The organism is Pedobacter hiemivivus, from assembly GCF_004331685.1.
In the GTDB taxonomy this organism is placed as follows: domain Bacteria; phylum Bacteroidota; class Bacteroidia; order Sphingobacteriales; family Sphingobacteriaceae; genus Pedobacter; species Pedobacter hiemivivus.
The window spans coordinates 854879-871814 of sequence record NZ_SJSM01000001.1; the positions used below are offsets into that span (position 1 = coordinate 854879).

Sequence of the window (16936 nt, forward strand, 5' to 3'; positions counted from 1 at the left end):
TTCAGTGGTATTCTCCTAGCTTCCATTTTTTATTAAACGCAGTAAGATCGTCATTTATATAGGATTCTAAATAACTTAACAAATCTTTATATCTTGCTTCTCCATTGGTATCATAAACCCATAGTTCTGGTTCTTCTATGCAATCAAACCATACAAGGTATATTCTTTCATAAGTATACTTGCTCCCGGCAAATACTGAAATTCGTTTGTCATTAAATATACTTCCGGCATCATTTTGCCAGTTATTAATAGAAGAGTTTACATTAGTAACAATTCCACTCAATCGTTCATCGGCTATATGACTTTCCCAGAAACTCTCCATTTCAGTTATATCCAGCCAATCACCGTGAGTAGACTCTTCCCATCCGCCAAATTTTTCAAACCTGGATTTAAGCATCGGGCTTAATGACCTGTAGAAATTCTTTTTCAGCGTAGGAATTCCTTTTGAAAATGGAACACTAGGCTTTGGAGTACTATCGCCGACTAATTCTTCTAAAATCTCATTTAAAGCTTCTTCAATATTCATAATTTTTTTAACTTTATATTTCTGATTTCCAGCTTTTAATTCTTCTTGATTGCCTTAAAAACAGGTTCTAATGGGTAATTACTAAAGAATAAACTGTCTTTAAATTTCGTTTGTACAATCATATTCTCAATGAGGTCAAACAAAGTATTGCCCATGAAAAATACTCCTGCTCCTTTCACATTGGTTATAAAAATATTAAGTTCATTATTTTTATAACTTGAGTCGTCCCAAAACAAAATATCTCCATTTTCACTTTTACCAAACGGAATCGCACGTTTAATCAAATCAATATAACCATCTGGTTCTAAAGTTAAATACCAATCATTGTCAATTATTTCCAATAAGGTAGATTTTAGCTCCTTACTCTTAATCATCCACGAATCAGAATAATTCCCCATAGGTATATAAATCAAATATAATTGACACAACAACCCATAACCGTATTCATGGACAAACTTTTTATATGACGCTGGAAATGAATTACCATTTTCGAATTTATAGTCTTCTAAAAAAGATAAATCCCCTGTTTCTTTAAAATTTTCTGTTTTCCTTAATTTCATGGATATTCCGCTGCATAGTACGCCACGATTCCGCTAGAAAGTACGCCACCCATTCCGGAGCAAAGTACCCCAGTATTCCGCTGGAAAGGTTACCAATTATTCCGCTGCAAAGTACGCCACTTTGCTAAAGGATTAATGTTTGTAGCGGTCTGACATTCCGACACAAAGTACACCACTTATTCCGCACCAAAGTACACCACTAAGCAGAGTTTAACCGCCGATTACTATAAGTTTGGTTTGTAACCAAACCCAATGTAGTATGGCAAATAAGCTACTTAGTATGCATAAGATAAGACAGATACTTTTATTTCTTGACCGCGGCGTTTCCCAACGGGCGATAGAAAAAGAAGTTAAGATTACCAGGAAAACAATTGCCCTCTACCTTGGGAAGTTTCTTCAAACAGGAGTCGATTTTAGCGAACTCCTAAAGCGATCCGATGAACAGTTGGAACAGGTTTTAGGCTTGATAAAGCCACTTGTACCGGAGGATGCTGACCCCCGTAAGCTTCATTTCAATAGCCTGATTGAATACTTCAATAAAGAGCTTAGCCGAACTGGTGTGACCCGTTTACTACTTTGGGAAGAGTACATCAGAGAATATCCAACTGGTTTCCAGTATTCCCGATTCTGTGAACTGTTACAAGATCAAATGAAGCTGAACAATGCGGTCATGCATTTCGTCCACTATCCTGCAAAGCTGCTGGAAGTAGACTTTGCGGGTGATGTGCTGCATTATGGTGATCCATCAACTGGTGAGTTGATTGCTTGTCCGGTATATGTTGCAGTATTGCCTTTCAGTGGTTATGGTTATGTAGAGGCTTTACCCGATGCGAAGCTTCCGCAGGTGGTAAAAGCGTTGAATAACACACTTGATTACCTTGGTGGAGTGCCGCTAAGTGTTAAATCAGATAATATGAGGCAGTGGGTATCCAAGAGCTGCAAGTATGAGCCTGCCTTTACCGATATGTTAGAGACCTGGGCAAACCATAACAATATTGCTTTATTGGCAGCCAGGCCATACAAGCCTAAAGATAAGCCCTCTGTAGAAAACAACGTTAAGATCACCTACAGACGTATTTATGCCGCTTTGCGCAACCATACGTTTCATAGTCTGGCTGAACTCAACAAGGCTATCCGGGAAAAGTTGGACCAGCATCATCAGCTCAATTTCCAGAAAAAGATATTCAGCAGACAGGAGTTATTTGATAGTCAGGAAAGCGCATTGTTGCAGCCACTGCCTGAGTCCGCATACAGTATCAGGCATTACACCAAAGCAAAAGTACAGAAGCATTATCATGTGCTGGTGGGTGAAGACTGGCACTTTTACTCTGTTCCATACCGCTACATTGGAAAGGAAGTACGCATCGCCTATTGTGCAGATCATGTTGAGATCTACCATGATGGACAAAGAATCGCTGTTCATACCAGGAACTACACCAGCCATGGCTACACCAGTGTCAAGGAGCATATGCCCGAAAGACATCAGGCCATCACCCGTCAGCGTGGATGGAGCCCGGAGTATTACCTGAAAAAAGCAGCCGATAACGGACCGCATACCTTGGAGTTCTTTAAAAAAGTAATGGACAGTAAACTGGTGATCGACCAGTCTTATACTTCCTGTATCGGCCTGCTCAGGTTGATGGGAGGTTATGGGCCAATACGCATGGAGGCTGCCTGTAAAAGAGGATTACGGGGGCATAAGTTCAGCTACACTGCCATCAAGAATATCCTGGATAACAACATGGATATGCTGGAAGAAGAGATCGAACCAGAGTTCCGTATCCCTGCTCAAAACAATCTGAGAGGCCCTGAAGCCTATAATTAGTCATAATCATATAATTCAATAATGAATACACAAAACACAGTAGAACAACTTAAAACACTTAAACTGACCGGTATGGCCAAGCGCTATGAGGCCGCATTATCACTCCCTGTCCATGAACTGCAGGATGTTCATGCTTTGATTGCTATGATCACCGAGGCAGAAGTAGAATATCGCGATCACGCCCGCACACAAAAGTATCTCAAGGCCAGCAAACTGCGCTACCATGCTTTACCTGAGGATATACTTTGCAATGCTGAAAGAGGCATTACCGGGGAGCAGGTGTTAAGGCTCTCTGATGGCATGTTTATAGAAAAAGGCGAGAATGTACTGATCACTGGTGCTACTGGCTGTGGCAAATCGTTTCTGGCTTGTGCCCTGGGACGAAGTTCCTGCCTATTGGGTTACCGCACCCAATACTTCAGTATGAACAAATTCCTGGATGCGTTGGCCCAGGCCAGGCTTGATGGATCTTATCTGAAATGGATCAGGGGGATCTCTGCAAACAAGTTGCTCATCCTGGATGACTTTGGACTAAAGGCTTTGAATAATGATGCCAGAATTGCCCTGCTGGATATCTTGGAAGATAGATATGGGAATGGTTCTACAATGATCACTTCGCAACTGCCGGTGGACAGCTGGTACAACTTTATTGATGAACCTACGCTGGCTGACGCCATTATGGACAGACTGGCAGCTTCTGCACACAGAATAGCCCTTACGGGCAAGTCTTTAAGAAAGAAAAAAAATCATTAAGTTTGAAAAATATCACTCTTGCTTAGTAGTGATACTGGCCGGTTTGGCTGGCGTACTTTGCTCCGGAATAAATGGGGTACTTTAGTGCGGAACACTGGTGTACTTTCGTCGGAATATCTATTCATAGCTTGTATATTAAAAGCTATCTAAGCTTTCATTAGTTCTGAGTACAGATTCATCTTCTTTCCTTTTTGAAATTAGTCATCCATTCTACTTCTATTACATCTCATCACTGTTCTTGAAATCTATAAAATTACTTTGTTTTTCATCTCTATAAATTTTGGCAGATAATTGGCGTTTAACTTTATTAACTGATTTTCATATAATTCAAACAATTTCCTTAACTCATCATCACTAAGCCCTGCCATTTTTCCAACATAATAAAATCTAAGCACTCTTTTTTCGTACGATGTATTTAAACCGGATGTATCAATTTTTTCCTCATTTACAATTTTATTTAGAATTACTGGATTTGTACAATCTTTTAAAAATGGCTCAATGATACTGGACAAATATGCAAGCCATGTTTGTATTAATGGTAAAGTTTCTTCGCCAAATTCATATATTAGATTAGTATACTTATCCGGATACTCTGCTCCAAAATAATATTCACTAATAAATTTTATGCTTCCGCCCCATACTTTATCATCCAAGACTTTAATACCAATCTCTTTTAATTTTTTTTCAATTGTTGTATTACAATAATACACCCTGGTTTCAACTTCTATAAAGCCAGCTCTTCTATACATATAGATGAAAATACTGAATTGATGATCATTATTTAATTTAGTAAATACTTCTTTAGACTTTTTGTACTGATATCCTTCCTTCTCTAAGGATAATGATATACCACCAACAAAAGCATCTCGAAAAGATTTTAAATCGCTAATTTCCTTCATTTGTTCTTTGGTGTTAATTTAAAAATTTGTTCTCTCTACTCTCAAACTACCTGGTTCTATTTTTGTAGGATCACTTCCTTTAGGTAATACATCACTTCGACTTGAGCCATTAAATGTTCCTAAGTAAGTATTTAAATCATCACAGAACTAAAAATAGCTTTTCTGCAAAAAGCGGTTTATTTCCTGTACTTTTTGGTTTCCAGACAGATTAATTTTCTCTATTTTTTTCAAATCCTTGAAATTTTCAACATTAAAAACTCCAATTTTACTTGACAAGTAGCATTTTTCGAGATTTTTTAAAAATCTAATAAAGGAGAAATCCTTCACTTTATTAGCATCAATACGTAGATGCTTTAGATTCTTCAGCATGCCTATGCCATCCAAATTCTCCATTTTACTCAATTCAAGCAATTCTAGAAAAACTATTTGTTCACATCCCGCCAAAAAACTGATATCTTCAAGATGAGTCTTAATGATTCGTAATCGTTCAATTGTCTTCAATGCAGCTCCAGATTTAAAATAATTACTTTTTAGGCCTGCCAATGTCAAGTCTTTGATCGTCTTTACAGCCCAGATTTCATCAATCCCTTTACGATCCCAAGATACTAACTTCTCGATTTTTGGAAATAGAGAAAAATCCAGTTCAGTTTTATCATCGTTATCTAACCACAGAACTTTTACATTTTTACAAGAATGTATTCCTTTAATATTTTTAATATTCGTCCAATAAACTAGTAACTCTTCGATGAAATCGAATTCGGTCAAATCTGGCAAGAATGAGTGATTCCAACCAATCCCATCTTTGTCTGAGGTTATAATCAATTTTTTTAAATGATTATTCAACATATACTCAGCTAATTTACTTTGATTTTCATCTGTTAGAATCTGATATTCCATGTCAAATTTGGTAAACTTATATGTAGGAAATGAATTTTTCATATTTAATTTTTTTGCAACACATAGACCTTCTTTTATACCGCCATTTAGTTTTATTATCTCCGCTTCCCTCTTTAAAACTGCACTATCAGAAGTGTTATTAATGTTTTCTATTTTTTATCTAATTCATTTTATCATTAACCATCAGATAGTCTCTTCTAATAGTTTTATATCTTTTTTCATTATTGCTGAGTATAGGCTTTACTTCGTAAACTCAAAGACCAGTAAACGTTCGATGATACCGTCTTTGTAGCTGCCTTCTTTAAAATTTTCTTGAGCCCACTCTAAAGCTTTGTCTTTGCCATATAACAAAAGAACAATGCAGGTAACCATTAATATTTCTCTTTCCTGATACGAATTATAAAATTTATATAAAAAAGGATGTTTATTGATGATACCCAGATAAATACTTTCAAGTGTTGGAAAAGTACTGATCAAATTAAATGCCCCTGCTTCAAGTTCACTTTTTATTTCTTCAACAACGTCAGTTAAATTAACTTCCGTTTTATAGGGCAAGGATAAGAACATGTTGGATTCTGAAAAATGGCTTATACTGCCAGCAAAAATTGGATATTTTGATAAGTGATCAGTAATAAAGAAGCTTTCGATCTTTTTGACACTTGGATAATATAACCCAATTGTACATGCGACATAAATTGTATTGGAATCTAATCTATGTAGCCTGGCCGAAAAAGTAATCTTCTCCTGTCTGTTAAAATCTGACTTTATTTTTCTGACAAAGTCACGTTTGCCTTTTTCTACAAATTGTCTTTCCAACAGAAAAGGTCTAAACTCAGATACAACCTCTTCTAGTATATTACCAAGTCCTTTTGACATGTTCCTTTTTTTAGGTTTATAAAGGCCTCTAAGCCCATTTCAATCAACTTCAATATTACAAAACTACTTTTGTTCATCAGCTAAAGCACCTGTAATAAAACCTAAGTACTCTCTTTCTCATCTTCTTAATAAATTTTAAACAACTGTCTTCCTTATTTGCCTTTTTACAAAAATAGATTCATTATTAGATTCAAAAAAAGAAGGATCTTTTACGTTTAGACTTAACTTTTCACAATACTGAACCAGTATCTCCTTATCAATTCTTTTAGCCTTTTCCTGCACTTTGTAGTATTCTATATTTTCAAACCATAGTGCTTCTCCATTTTCATTAAATTGCCAAATGCCCTTATCATCAACAATCGACTGCACTGATCGAACGATCTTTCCAGAGTCGCTCATAACCAAAGAGTTTCGATGTATTTCAGACTCCATAGAGTTAATATCAAACTGAATGTTAATAGAATTAAGACTTTTGCAAATGTAATTGCACAAGGTGGCCCATCCTCCCGAATTGCCTAACACAACTACACCTTTTTTCAATTGCTTTGGCTTAAAAAAAACAGCTCCTAAGAACACTGCCGGAGATTGACCATAAAGTTTTTCCATATACACATCCTCAATCGAATTATTAAATAATTCAATTTCAAAAGAACTTGTAAGACTGTCTTCTTTCAAAAAAGTATATATCTGCTCGATATTTAACTCAACATATACGATATAAAGACTTTTAAAGCTATCAATGGTCATATTATATTTTTTATGAAACAATTTTTAGTCATGTACTATTATTAGTATACCATACTTACCTATCTCTAAGTCCTATTTCAATCAACTTAGACGCTACAGCCAATATGTTAGGGGACAAGTTTAGGATCCATTGATAATCAAGTCCCTCCGTAGAATCTGTTTCATCCCATAGGTTGGTTCCAACGCATCGAATATAAATAGTGTTGTTATTAATGTAACACTCGCCTAGCTGATATTCTTTTGCGGGTTCTGGAAATCTTAATGTAAAGTAGTTACGATACTGATTGTAGCCAATAACAATCAGCTTGCCTTCTAATTCATTGTGAATAGAAAGTCGAAATTTATTTTCTTCAAATTCAATTTCGATAAAATCCTGTGCCTTATCAATTTGAAGATTATTTTGATTTATTTCTCTTATAAGTTCAGCAACATACATACCTCCTGGATACTTTAAAAAATCAATTTTAAAATGTGTATCTTTTTTTTTGTAGAAAGAATTAAAAATAAAGTATCTATTATCTTTAATCTCAATATTTTCAATAGGTACCAAACTTTCATCCTGATAAGGTGTCTCATTTACCATCATCTTATCTTTCCATAAATGAAAAACCTCTCCTAAATTAATATCCAAGTACGCATTAGTCCAAGTTGGGTTATATTTTAAAACTAAAATTTCAGCTTTTTTGTTAATCTCCCTTATATCCATAATTTTTTAATTTGAATCCCTGTGTAGCTTTAATTTGTTTTCTCAGTCATCATCTCCAATATGAAGGGTTAGCTTTTTCCAACCGGCTAATCTTGCCTTTTCAATAGGTACTTTAGTAAAACCTGATTTTGTTCTTCTAACAGGTAAAAGTGTGTACAGCATCACCGTTTCATCATTATTTTCGTCAAACTTCTCCTCTGCATTTTTTCCTCCCGGCCATTGTACATCAAGAACACATAATGCAGCAATCCCCACAGGCCAGCTTAGATCTTTAAAACGATCGTCCTCTGCAAGGATATAATCGCCCTCGGATATCTTCATGCCTTCTTTCACCGATTGTATTATCCTCGACAACAATTGTATTGGAAATTGATTTTCTGCTGTTTGAATATAAAAATTCCAATACTCGGGCAAAACAATGAACAGTTCTATCATCGGTTTATGAAGATCAAACAAACCAAAAGTAAATAACACCCTGTTCTTTTTATTGTTAGCATGAACTAGTTTCTGTACCACAGGTTTATCCTCAGTAACAGAAGCAATATCTACGGGTAATATCTTTCCCAGCCTCAAAGTCACATGACTTAAAATACCACTTCCCGGAATTTCATTATCAACCCATTCGGGTAAAATGTAATGACTTTTTGCTTGGTGTAATTTCAGGTAATCGGCAATTTTAGGATCTTTTTGCGAAATTGCACGATCCAGAGGAAGCATTCCATTCCTGATATGCATTCTGTTAACATTCGCTCCATGGCTCATCAACAGCTTCACCATTTTAAAATGACCAAAATTAACAGCATTCATTAAAGGTGACAAAAGACAGCTTTCTATACCTTCTACATAAGCACCGTTCTCTAATAGCCAACTTGCAATTTCTATATTATTACCCGTCGCGGCACAATTCAGCGGTGTCTCTTTACCCTTTATAGAAATATTTACGCCCAAACCTTTTGTGACTAGAAATTTAAAGGTGGTAAGATTTCCATCTCGTGCACAAGTATGCAGTGGGGTTTCAAGAACATTAAAATATTCGGTGGTTAGCAATTTCGGCTGCGCATCCAGAATCAATTGGATTTTATCCAAATCACCATCTTTAATGGCGACATTAATATCGTTTGAATTATAGTTCATCGTTAAGTTATTATCATGTTAAGTCCAAACCCGCTAATTACAATAGGAAAAGTATAAGTTATTAATGATCAAAGTGATTTAAATTTCTAATTCCCAGCCACTAAATTCACAATCATGACTTAATCCTAAATTACACATCTCCGTAGTCCATTTATTTAGGTTTTCAATACTTAAATTTATAGCTATAGATGTTCCATCCAATACAAACTCATTTTCTGAGGATGACTCTTCTACAACATCGATTTCATATCCTTTTGAACTCAGGTGCTCCGCTAATTTCTCCAACTTCAGGGGATCGTCAGAATAGAAATAGAACTCAAGCTCAGCTTCCTCAAATTCTTTATATCCTTTACCGATTAAAATTGAAAAGGTGTGCCTATTCATCTTCTTCTGTTCAATAATATTCTCGTTGTTGATTTCTTCTGTGGTATATTGACTCATATTTTAATTATTCTAAAATGTTAGGCAGGTTTTTATTCCCGATAATAAACGTTTTTAACGTCAAAAGCATACTTATCGTTAGGCTTTTACTTTTTCCACATTCACATAATGTCTGGGATATCCCGTTTTTTTAACCTTTCGTATGTTTCTTTTCCCAAAAAGCCACTATACTTTACAAAATCAAGATAATCAGGAAGCGCAACAAACATCAAAGCATATACCTTCATATTTTCAGCATCAATTTTAAATTGACCTGTACAAAACAAATTAAAGCCAAGGATGGAATCTTTTATAAGAAAGATTTCCGAACAGATATTTTCGTCAATTAATTCGATTTTTTCGTACTTTCTAATATATCTCACGCCATTATGAACAATTGGCTCACCTTTGTCTGACAACGAGACTTCATATATGGATTTCGTATAGTCAATCAAATCATTTATATAATCAAACTTCACAAAGAAATAATTCTTTCGCAAGACCAATTGGCTATTATCCTCAGCAGAAAACACTTGCACTCTACCTTTTGTGTAAGCCACATTATATTTACTGATAACAGCTAAAAAATCTTCAGATATAATATAGTGGTTGGCAAACTTATAATAATCAAATTCTAAATCCACGCATTTACTGTAAAGATAGTATTCAGGCAGTAGCTCATAGTCGTTAAATCCCGGCTTCATCCACTCATAGTAAATACTATTCTCTTTGCTAAAAGCGTAGCCCGTTATAGGCTCCTCAAACATCCTTGCTTCAAAAAAAACCGGACTGCCATCTTTTCCAGACTGATCGGTAAATATTGCGTAGTAATTCATTTTATTCATATTTTATCTTGGTAATGCAATATCCAAAGTGGCGAACTTCAATTAATAGACACCCAATTCATTACATTATCTCTAATCTTTCAAAGCCTTTTTCAACAAATTCGTTCTTCTTCGTTCTAAAAACCTCCGAATTAAAACTGTAAATACTTTTTAAATTTTTGCATTGGAATATGGCCTCAATATTCTGGATTTTATCAATGTTTAAAAAGCAAATTTCAATTAGATTGGGTAATTCCTTGAATACGTTACAATCAATTTCTGATTTTAAGTCATTTAACCATAACGTCTCGATGTTCTTCTTTTCAATTATATTAGAAAAAGGGAACTTATTACCAGTGCCTATAATTCCAAGATTAGCGACACTTTCGGGGATATATGTAAATACATCCACGTTATGATTACGGCTTAATTCCAGATGTTTTAAATTATCCAAAGATTTTATTACTTCTAAGATTTTTCCCTTTTTATCAACTTGACAACATAATTGTTCAAGCGAAGGAAAAGACATATTTGGGACAGAAAGCAAGCTGTTTAAACCTTTATCATGATAATCTCCCGTAAACGATAGTTTTTTAATTTGATTAAAAACAATGGCCTTTTTTTCTTTCATCAAATCATTTCCCATGTGATTTTCCAACCCAAATTCATACCCTATCATTAAATGATTTAAAGACTCAGACATATCATTTTCTTTCAAATTGACGAAATGGGGAAGCTGTAAGTAAAGAAAATTTAGATGATCTAATTCTTTCACAAAATCAGGAATTAAACCATTTCCAATTTGTTCAAGTGTAGGTTCAATATATAATTTGGTAATGCTTAGAAGATCGGCATCATTGCATCTTTCACCCCATGGTATTTTAGTCGCATCTTTTCTATCAACCTTATCTCCAATTGAATAAAGTCGCTTATTAGAAGGAACTGACCCTCTTTGTTTATTCTGTAAAAAATATCTTTCCTCCATTTTTTATATCTTTCATTACTTGTGGCTTTGTTGGCTTTGACTAGCTAGACCTGGTTGCCTATACTCCCATCCATTTCTTTCTACAAACTCTTGAATCCTATCATTTTCGGCTTTATCCTTAAATGTTATATAAACGTTTTTCAAATTCTTTAATTCTGAGAGTCTGCTAAAATCAGCCGTATTTAATTTCGAAAGTTCCGTTGCCATGAACCCGGTTAGGCCGGTACATGCAAAGATTGAATCTATATTTTTGATATTAGGCGAATTTATAAAGTTCACGGTCTTCATAATGGAAGGGTTATTAAAATCAGGCAAGTCCGAGATGTGTTTTATATGTCTTATAGAAAGTTCTGTTACCTGTTTTAAACTACTGATAAAAGTAAAATCGGAGATCTTTTTACATCTCTCTAAGCTTAAAAATTTAAGACCGGGCATCACCTCTGCTAATTGGTCAGCGTCTATTAAGTTTTTATGTATGCGGAGTTTTGTAAGCTTTTCTTTCCTTGTAAAGGAAGACAAAGTCAATTCTGACACCTGTAACGACTCTAATGAGGCATAGGAATCAACAATTTTTTGTTGCTTTTTATTCAATCCATTTTCCAATTCAAAAGTTGTGATATTTTGAAATCGCTCAATCGACTGAAGAGAAATACCATTTTTAATAAACCCGTAAATTTTCAACTGGGTGATTTCTTCAACGATAGCCAATTGTTCAATACTTTCTATAGCAACGGTTAGTACGGCCTGCATAGATAGCCGTTTTAAATTAGGCAGGAAGGCTGCAATATCTAATCCTTTGGCGTTTTCATCATCCGAGTGTTCCCTATTATCAATCACTAAATTTATAGCGATATCTTTTTTGGCTAAAACCTCATTCAAAATTTTTAGTAGAGCTTTATTGGCTCCCTTCTTTTCAATAGTAATATTTACTTCACCCTTTTCATACTGAAGCTGTATTAAATCATCTTTTGATAGCGTGTTCAAATTCATGCTTATGGTATTTTAGTTATCACCTCACTGCCATTGGGATCATTCGGATCATAGTACACAGTTACCGTGTCTTTTTCCTTTAGGTTTCCGCCCAGCTCGCAATTATAGCGGATAATCTTTTCTCCTTTCGCATCTGTAATTGTGATGGTATATCGTGCCTGTTTTGCCCCATACCGTGTTACACGCTCCGGTAACTTCTGGTCTATTACTGCTTTTGCAGAAATATAGTTTTTATATTTTTCTTTCTCCGCATCGTCTTTCTGTAAATAGCTGTAACCCATATAGGTCAGAGTTATAATTATAAAGAGAGCTACAAGCCAGATTATTCCTTTATTCTTCATCTTATTTAATTTTATACCTGGTTATCGAAATCTCTTTTATAAATCAAATCAGATTGATGTCAGAATATTTTTTCTTTAATGCTTTTTCGGCAACATAGCCCAATTGCTTATCCGGACCGGTAAGGCATCTTTCGAGAAATCCGGAGATAAGATTTTTATCCCATCCGGCACAGGCACAGGCCAGCCCCATTCTAAGGTCGCCCAATCCCACCTCATGTTTTTGCGGAAAGTTTTCAGTTAAACTGATTAGTTTATTTATCTCTTCTCCTTTGGGCATCAGTCTATCTGCTGAGATGCCACGCAAAGCGCCGTTAATCACAGAAAACCCGCCAAATTTGAACAGGTCAAATACAGCAGAAATGTCGTTTTCTGACGTTCTCATTATTCTGGTGTAAGCCATTGCTGCATAGCTGGTAATCATATCGTGCTCCTTATTGTCCAGGCATATCTTATACAAACTATCTTTTGCAGGTTTATACCTGATCAAGCCTAAACTATTAATCATCATGATTTGTGCTTCCCAGGAATTTGCAACATTAACCTGTTTCAAATAAGCAGCCCATAAGTCATCTCCCAATTCCTTTAAAAACTCTTTCCCGATGATTTTTGCTCCTTTTTTCCGATCAGCAACTTTAGAGGAAGAAAGCTGCTCTTTAATTTCATTTATCTTAGACATTTCATACAGTTTATCAGTTGCTATTCAATAATATTCCTATCATTGCTTTCCTTTGTATTGTATTTATACTTTATTCGTTAGATTATGATCAGAAATCAAATGAGCGCTCTGGAAGCTCTCCAAAATCCCAGGATTGAGGATGAGTTCTGATTACATGGATTAAACTTTCGATACTTTTAAAGCGTGGCGTTAAGTCTATTTCATCATGACTTAAATGACAAACTTTACCCTTATAATCTCCTTTATAATAAACACAGAAATAATTTGAATTATCATCTGTCATAATAGGCAGAACTTCATCAAAGTCTTCAGGATACTGTTTAAAAAAAACCACCATTCCCTCCAAATTCTCATTGGTTATTCTTTGAAATCCATCCCTTGACCCGAAACTTTCTAATGCCTGAACATCGGTTACAGGAAATTGATATTGCTCCAATATTTCTATTATTCTAAAATTATCCTTTACCATATTAATAATTTTCCTGTATTAAAATCTATCGCGTCATATCCTTCATTTTTCGGTAGTGGTCCATCCCAGCCACAAGGAATATGGCCTGATTTATAAACATTCATAATTACATCAAACTGTTTCGGAATATTTTTATCTAAATGATCAAAATAGTGCTGCTCAATAGTATAACTAATTATTATACTTTTTAACGAAGCCAATAAATCTTTGCCCACATTGTTATTATCAGCCCAGTCAATTATTACCGGTTCGAATCCCTTATAATCCAAACGTGCCTTTGCTGAAATTTCATTCCATTTCCTGGATTCCTCTTTATGAAACGACTGAATATACCATGATAAACGGTTTCTCGCATACAAGACAAAATTTCCCCAATTCAAACTATTAATATGCTTCAAGCACTCAACATTACTGTTTACCGCTTTTACCGGAATAATAAACGTTCCCTCTTCCAGAGGCTTTCCTATATTTTCAAACCAATTAACTTCATTTAATTTCGCCTTCATATCTAATATATTTACCGCATCAACACAATTTAACAGCTCTAATAGCCATAAAGAAATATTTATATTTACCTCTTCACAAAAACAGCTTTATCATTAGCTTTAAAAAAGGAAACCTTTCTACTAAAAGTATAATATACCTCTGTCTACAAATTTAATTTTTAACCAGAAACATCTGGAACCAGCCACCTTTCCCGGGTCTGTGTTAGATAATTTTGATTTTCACCATTGTAAGTTTTTGCCGCATCGGGCCATACCAAAAGCTGCTTCTCGGGCACATCTGCTCGTAAATCTCTTGTTCTGGACACTAAATAAACCTTTCGCCCGTATTGACCAATTATTTTAAAAACCTGTTTAACAAAATTAGCTGTCAATTCATCATTAACATGATAAGATCCAGTAAGATAGCCGTCTTTTAGACACTCAGGGTCATATCCTGCTACTTCAGAAGAGACATACTGTATTAATCCCTTGCCAATTATGGGAAACCCAAAATGAAGTTCCTCCTGCGAATTCACCAGCGTTTTATAATCTTCTAATGAAAAGATAGCTGTATTTAAAATTGATTTACCTTTGAATCCTAAGGACAGGTCATCTATGAATTTTATCTCTTTAGAATCGCTTCGAGACGTATCAATAAAAAGAATATTTTTAAATTGAAGTCTTAATAGATCCGAAAGTTCAATTTCGTCTTTTTTTGTAAAAAAAACTCCTAAACGTTTAATAAAATTACTTCCTCTTTTCATTTTTAAGAATATCTAGGCACTTTACAGAGTCGGGTTAGGAAATGAATTTTTCATATTTGGAAATAAGAATCAAATGATCATTGATAAAAGCTATAAGCTCATTTCCACTCGCATTTTTCCTTAACATTTCTATAAATGTTAACTCGATTTCAATTTCTCTAGCGTAATGCTTAACTAAAACATGTTCTTTTTCTTCATAACTAATACCATCATCTATATTAAACAGATGCTGCGAAACAATGATATTAATTGTATTAATTAATAAATCAATGCATTTAACAATATACTTTTCGTCTTTTTTAACATGAAAATTCAGGAGATTTTCAATTGAAGATAAAACATTAGCAGCAAGCATAAATTCATCACAGCTACCATATAAATCATCAAATGGTATTGAATTTAATTTCTCTGTAAACCCATCTATAGTTGACCTTTGAATCTTAATATTACTTAACACTGACTCTTCAAGATATTTTATAATACCTCTAATAAGCTCATAATTTTTATTTGGAGATTCTAACTTTTCAAGTTCAATTAAATGATCAAACAGGTCATATAATCCAGAGATTCTTTTAACACAAAACAAGCCAAAAAAGCTTTTGTCTTTTTCAGATAAAAGTCCCAATGAAAATATAACTTCTTTATTTACATCCATTATTTAATCATTTTACAGTTCCCAAAACACAAGCGGCCTTTTAATTAGATCTATCTTAGAGTTGTCTTTTTAATCTTTAAAACCTTGTCAATCATCCCCAATATGATTACGAAAGTATCGCATACCCAACTCCAAATCAGGTAAATCCAGAAGTGTTTTATCCAGGTCAAGAATCTGTTCCAAAGACAGAATCATAGCATCTTCGACCTCAGAATCTTCATCTCCTAACATCTGTAAATCACCATCCGCATCATAAACCACTTCAGTTATCGGTGATTTTTGCTTTACCACAAAAACTGTTGTTATCACCGGTTTTTTCTTATCAAATTGAGAAATTGTTATTTTTTATATTTTTAAGCCCCCATTTAAACCTTATGATTCATGTTTTAATTATTCTAAAATATTAGTAGGTCGTTTAAATCCTGGTAATAAACGTTTATCTAAATACAGTGGATCCTTATACAAGCTCCATCGTTGTATACCGAGATACATTTCAAGCAGCATTACCCCTGCGATTGACTCCCTCATCAGTTTTTCTAAAATATCCGGATTGGAAAGGTCAATGTTTGTTATATGAATATCCAATTTTCCGATTACCGGCCATTTGCCCTTCTCTAGTTCTTCATAATCCATTCCGCAAACCAAAAACGGTAATCTAAAGTAGTTTTCATCCTGTAGTTTTTTAATTAAACTTTCTTTGTCAGGAGACATAAAATCATAAAAGCTCCATATAGTATGGTATACGCTTTCTCCAAGTTCGCGTACTCCAATTATTATCGCAAGCCCAAACTGGCCATTGGTAAGCGGAATGGTAACAACCATTCCCTTTTCCGGTTTAATTCTGTTTCTTTTCATTTGCTTACTTCCCTATACAGCCAACTCCCGCCTTCTAAGTGATTTTGATACCTTAATCTATCTCCAAATTGCAGCAGTTATGGCAATTAATGTCATCAATTTTGAGGTCAACATCTTAGTTGTAAGGTAGTAAATATTTTTAATCCAGTCTACTTTTTCGGCAAGCCCAAGAATGTATGTATCCGGCCTATATTTATACGAAAATCCGAAGGATGCCTTACGGGAAGTAACGAAATAAAAAATAATGGAAGATTTGGCGGTAAATTTGTTGTGAAAGTTTAACCAGCATAAGCAAGGATACATTTCACCACAATAATATGACTAAAAACATTATCTTAATCTGCCTGGCAATTTTGTTACTGTTTGGTATAGCCAGCAGTTGCAAAAATATGAATTCTGAAGAAACAACTACAATGGATACGATAGCACAAAAAGAAGTAAAAGTTGCTGCCCACCAGATCCTAACCTCATGGCTCGTAGAGGGTATTGAAGGCATTCAATTCCTCGGGACCAGTGAATGGAAAATCGATGACCAGGTTTTTCTAAACA

At 34.7% G+C, this 16936-nt stretch carries 22 protein-coding genes; 2 read left to right on the top strand and 20 right to left on the bottom strand.

The annotated features are described in order from the left end of the window. Position 1: 1 nt before the first annotated feature. Both EZ444_RS03130 and EZ444_RS03135 read right to left on the bottom strand, forming a co-directional pair. Positions 2-526, bottom strand: coding sequence for a hypothetical protein (locus EZ444_RS03130; RefSeq protein ID WP_131607119.1), 525 nt, complete (start codon positions 524-526; stop codon positions 2-4). 35 nt (positions 527-561) lie between these two features. Next, the gene (locus tag EZ444_RS03135) at positions 562-1086 is read right to left on the bottom strand and encodes an SMI1/KNR4 family protein (RefSeq protein ID WP_131607121.1); all 525 of its coding nucleotides are present in this window, start codon (positions 1084-1086) and stop codon (positions 562-564) included. Between the two features lie 280 nt (positions 1087-1366). On the opposite strand from EZ444_RS03135, the gene istA reads away from it, so the two are divergent. After that, positions 1367-2911 carry an IS21 family transposase gene (gene istA, locus EZ444_RS03140; RefSeq protein WP_205945198.1) on the top strand — a complete coding sequence of 515 codons (1545 nt, stop codon included), beginning with the start codon at positions 1367-1369 and terminating at the stop codon, positions 2909-2911. 21 nt (positions 2912-2932) lie between these two features. Beyond that, complete coding sequence (gene istB / locus EZ444_RS03145; RefSeq protein WP_131607124.1) at positions 2933-3664, top strand: IS21-like element helper ATPase IstB; 732 nt, start codon at positions 2933-2935, stop codon at positions 3662-3664. 245 nt (positions 3665-3909) lie between these two features. Here istB and EZ444_RS03150 read toward each other — a convergent pair whose 3' ends face one another. The 18 genes from EZ444_RS03150 to EZ444_RS03235 all read right to left on the bottom strand — a co-directional run bounded on the left by EZ444_RS03150 (position 3910) and on the right by EZ444_RS03235 (position 16387). Next, positions 3910-4563 carry a hypothetical protein gene (locus tag EZ444_RS03150; protein WP_131607126.1) on the bottom strand — a complete coding sequence of 218 codons (654 nt, stop codon included), beginning with the start codon at positions 4561-4563 and terminating at the stop codon, positions 3910-3912. 147 nt (positions 4564-4710) lie between these two features. Further along, entirely contained in the window at positions 4711-5502 is a 792-nt protein-coding gene (locus tag EZ444_RS03155; RefSeq protein ID WP_131607128.1) for a leucine-rich repeat domain-containing protein, read from the bottom strand. A gap of 198 nt (positions 5503-5700) precedes the next feature. Continuing rightward, positions 5701-6336, bottom strand: coding sequence for a hypothetical protein (locus tag EZ444_RS03160; RefSeq protein WP_131607130.1), 636 nt, complete (start codon positions 6334-6336; stop codon positions 5701-5703). A 135-nt stretch (positions 6337-6471) separates the two neighbouring features. Then, positions 6472-7083: a hypothetical protein gene (locus EZ444_RS03165; protein ID WP_131607132.1), complete on the bottom strand. Its 612-nt coding sequence runs from the start codon at positions 7081-7083 to the stop codon at positions 6472-6474. Between the two features lie 55 nt (positions 7084-7138). Beyond that, on the bottom strand, positions 7139-7789 hold the full coding sequence (locus EZ444_RS03170) for a hypothetical protein (RefSeq protein WP_131607134.1): 651 nt from the start codon (positions 7787-7789) through the stop codon (positions 7139-7141). 42 nt (positions 7790-7831) lie between these two features. Continuing rightward, positions 7832-8923, bottom strand: coding sequence for an ankyrin repeat domain-containing protein (locus EZ444_RS03175; protein ID WP_131607136.1), 1092 nt, complete (start codon positions 8921-8923; stop codon positions 7832-7834). Positions 8924-9001: 78 nt separating this feature from the next. Next, positions 9002-9364, bottom strand: a complete 363-nt coding sequence (locus tag EZ444_RS03180; RefSeq protein WP_131607138.1) for a ribonuclease E inhibitor RraB — start codon at positions 9362-9364, stop codon at positions 9002-9004. A gap of 101 nt (positions 9365-9465) precedes the next feature. After that, complete coding sequence (locus EZ444_RS03185) at positions 9466-10179, bottom strand: Imm43 family immunity protein (RefSeq protein WP_165503509.1); 714 nt, start codon at positions 10177-10179, stop codon at positions 9466-9468. 70 nt (positions 10180-10249) lie between these two features. Continuing rightward, positions 10250-11152: a hypothetical protein gene (locus EZ444_RS03190; RefSeq protein WP_131607142.1), complete on the bottom strand. Its 903-nt coding sequence runs from the start codon at positions 11150-11152 to the stop codon at positions 10250-10252. Positions 11153-11167: 15 nt separating this feature from the next. Continuing rightward, positions 11168-12142 carry a hypothetical protein gene (locus tag EZ444_RS03195; protein ID WP_131607144.1) on the bottom strand — a complete coding sequence of 325 codons (975 nt, stop codon included), beginning with the start codon at positions 12140-12142 and terminating at the stop codon, positions 11168-11170. A gap of 2 nt (positions 12143-12144) precedes the next feature. Then, positions 12145-12423, bottom strand: a complete 279-nt coding sequence (locus EZ444_RS03200; protein ID WP_131607146.1) for a hypothetical protein — start codon at positions 12421-12423, stop codon at positions 12145-12147. 103 nt (positions 12424-12526) lie between these two features. Continuing rightward, a complete protein-coding gene (locus EZ444_RS03205) occupies positions 12527-13159 on the bottom strand; it encodes a hypothetical protein (RefSeq protein WP_131607148.1) in 633 nt (210 codons plus the stop codon). Positions 13160-13247: 88 nt separating this feature from the next. Then, complete coding sequence (locus EZ444_RS03210) at positions 13248-13628, bottom strand: SMI1/KNR4 family protein (RefSeq protein WP_131607150.1); 381 nt, start codon at positions 13626-13628, stop codon at positions 13248-13250. Further along, a complete protein-coding gene (locus EZ444_RS03215; protein WP_131607152.1) occupies positions 13622-14134 on the bottom strand; it encodes a hypothetical protein in 513 nt (170 codons plus the stop codon). The genes EZ444_RS03210 and EZ444_RS03215 overlap by 7 nt, the downstream gene beginning before the upstream one ends. Positions 14135-14292: 158 nt before the next feature. Further along, on the bottom strand, positions 14293-14877 hold the full coding sequence (locus EZ444_RS03220) for a hypothetical protein (RefSeq protein ID WP_131607154.1): 585 nt from the start codon (positions 14875-14877) through the stop codon (positions 14293-14295). A 34-nt stretch (positions 14878-14911) separates the two neighbouring features. Then, positions 14912-15532 (bottom strand): hypothetical protein, encoded by a 621-nt coding sequence (locus EZ444_RS03225; RefSeq protein WP_131607156.1) that lies wholly within the window; start codon positions 15530-15532, stop codon positions 14912-14914. An 87-nt stretch (positions 15533-15619) separates the two neighbouring features. After that, positions 15620-15841, bottom strand: coding sequence for a hypothetical protein (locus EZ444_RS03230; RefSeq protein ID WP_131607158.1), 222 nt, complete (start codon positions 15839-15841; stop codon positions 15620-15622). An 81-nt stretch (positions 15842-15922) separates the two neighbouring features. Then, a complete protein-coding gene (locus EZ444_RS03235) occupies positions 15923-16387 on the bottom strand; it encodes an Imm26 family immunity protein (RefSeq protein WP_131607160.1) in 465 nt (154 codons plus the stop codon). Positions 16388-16936 lie beyond the last annotated feature (549 nt).

Coding starts and splice junctions, on each gene's coding strand:
- EZ444_RS03195 (WP_131607144.1), bottom strand. CDS start 12,142: ATGAATTTGAACACGCTATCAAAAGATGATTTAATACAGCTTCAGTAT.
- EZ444_RS03160 (WP_131607130.1), bottom strand. CDS start 6,336: ATGTCAAAAGGACTTGGTAATATACTAGAAGAGGTTGTATCTGAGTTT.
- EZ444_RS03155 (WP_131607128.1), bottom strand. CDS start 5,502: ATGAAAAATTCATTTCCTACATATAAGTTTACCAAATTTGACATGGAA.
- EZ444_RS03215 (WP_131607152.1), bottom strand. CDS start 14,134: ATGAAGGCGAAATTAAATGAAGTTAATTGGTTTGAAAATATAGGAAAG.
- EZ444_RS03205 (WP_131607148.1), bottom strand. CDS start 13,159: ATGTCTAAGATAAATGAAATTAAAGAGCAGCTTTCTTCCTCTAAAGTT.
- EZ444_RS03210 (WP_131607150.1), bottom strand. CDS start 13,628: ATGGTAAAGGATAATTTTAGAATAATAGAAATATTGGAGCAATATCAA.
- EZ444_RS03190 (WP_131607142.1), bottom strand. CDS start 11,152: ATGGAGGAAAGATATTTTTTACAGAATAAACAAAGAGGGTCAGTTCCT.
- istB (WP_131607124.1), top strand. CDS start 2,933: ATGAATACACAAAACACAGTAGAACAACTTAAAACACTTAAACTGACC.
- EZ444_RS03185 (WP_165503509.1), bottom strand. CDS start 10,179: ATGAATTACTACGCAATATTTACCGATCAGTCTGGAAAAGATGGCAGT.
- EZ444_RS03135 (WP_131607121.1), bottom strand. CDS start 1,086: ATGAAATTAAGGAAAACAGAAAATTTTAAAGAAACAGGGGATTTATCT.
- EZ444_RS03180 (WP_131607138.1), bottom strand. CDS start 9,364: ATGAGTCAATATACCACAGAAGAAATCAACAACGAGAATATTATTGAA.
- EZ444_RS03150 (WP_131607126.1), bottom strand. CDS start 4,563: ATGAAGGAAATTAGCGATTTAAAATCTTTTCGAGATGCTTTTGTTGGT.
- EZ444_RS03235 (WP_131607160.1), bottom strand. CDS start 16,387: ATGAAAAGAAACAGAATTAAACCGGAAAAGGGAATGGTTGTTACCATT.
- EZ444_RS03175 (WP_131607136.1), bottom strand. CDS start 8,923: ATGAACTATAATTCAAACGATATTAATGTCGCCATTAAAGATGGTGAT.
- EZ444_RS03220 (WP_131607154.1), bottom strand. CDS start 14,877: ATGAAAAGAGGAAGTAATTTTATTAAACGTTTAGGAGTTTTTTTTACA.
- EZ444_RS03225 (WP_131607156.1), bottom strand. CDS start 15,532: ATGGATGTAAATAAAGAAGTTATATTTTCATTGGGACTTTTATCTGAA.
- EZ444_RS03170 (WP_131607134.1), bottom strand. CDS start 7,789: ATGGATATAAGGGAGATTAACAAAAAAGCTGAAATTTTAGTTTTAAAA.
- EZ444_RS03130 (WP_131607119.1), bottom strand. CDS start 526: ATGAATATTGAAGAAGCTTTAAATGAGATTTTAGAAGAATTAGTCGGC.
- EZ444_RS03200 (WP_131607146.1), bottom strand. CDS start 12,423: ATGGGTTACAGCTATTTACAGAAAGACGATGCGGAGAAAGAAAAATAT.
- EZ444_RS03165 (WP_131607132.1), bottom strand. CDS start 7,083: ATGACCATTGATAGCTTTAAAAGTCTTTATATCGTATATGTTGAGTTA.
- istA (WP_205945198.1), top strand. CDS start 1,367: ATGCATAAGATAAGACAGATACTTTTATTTCTTGACCGCGGCGTTTCC.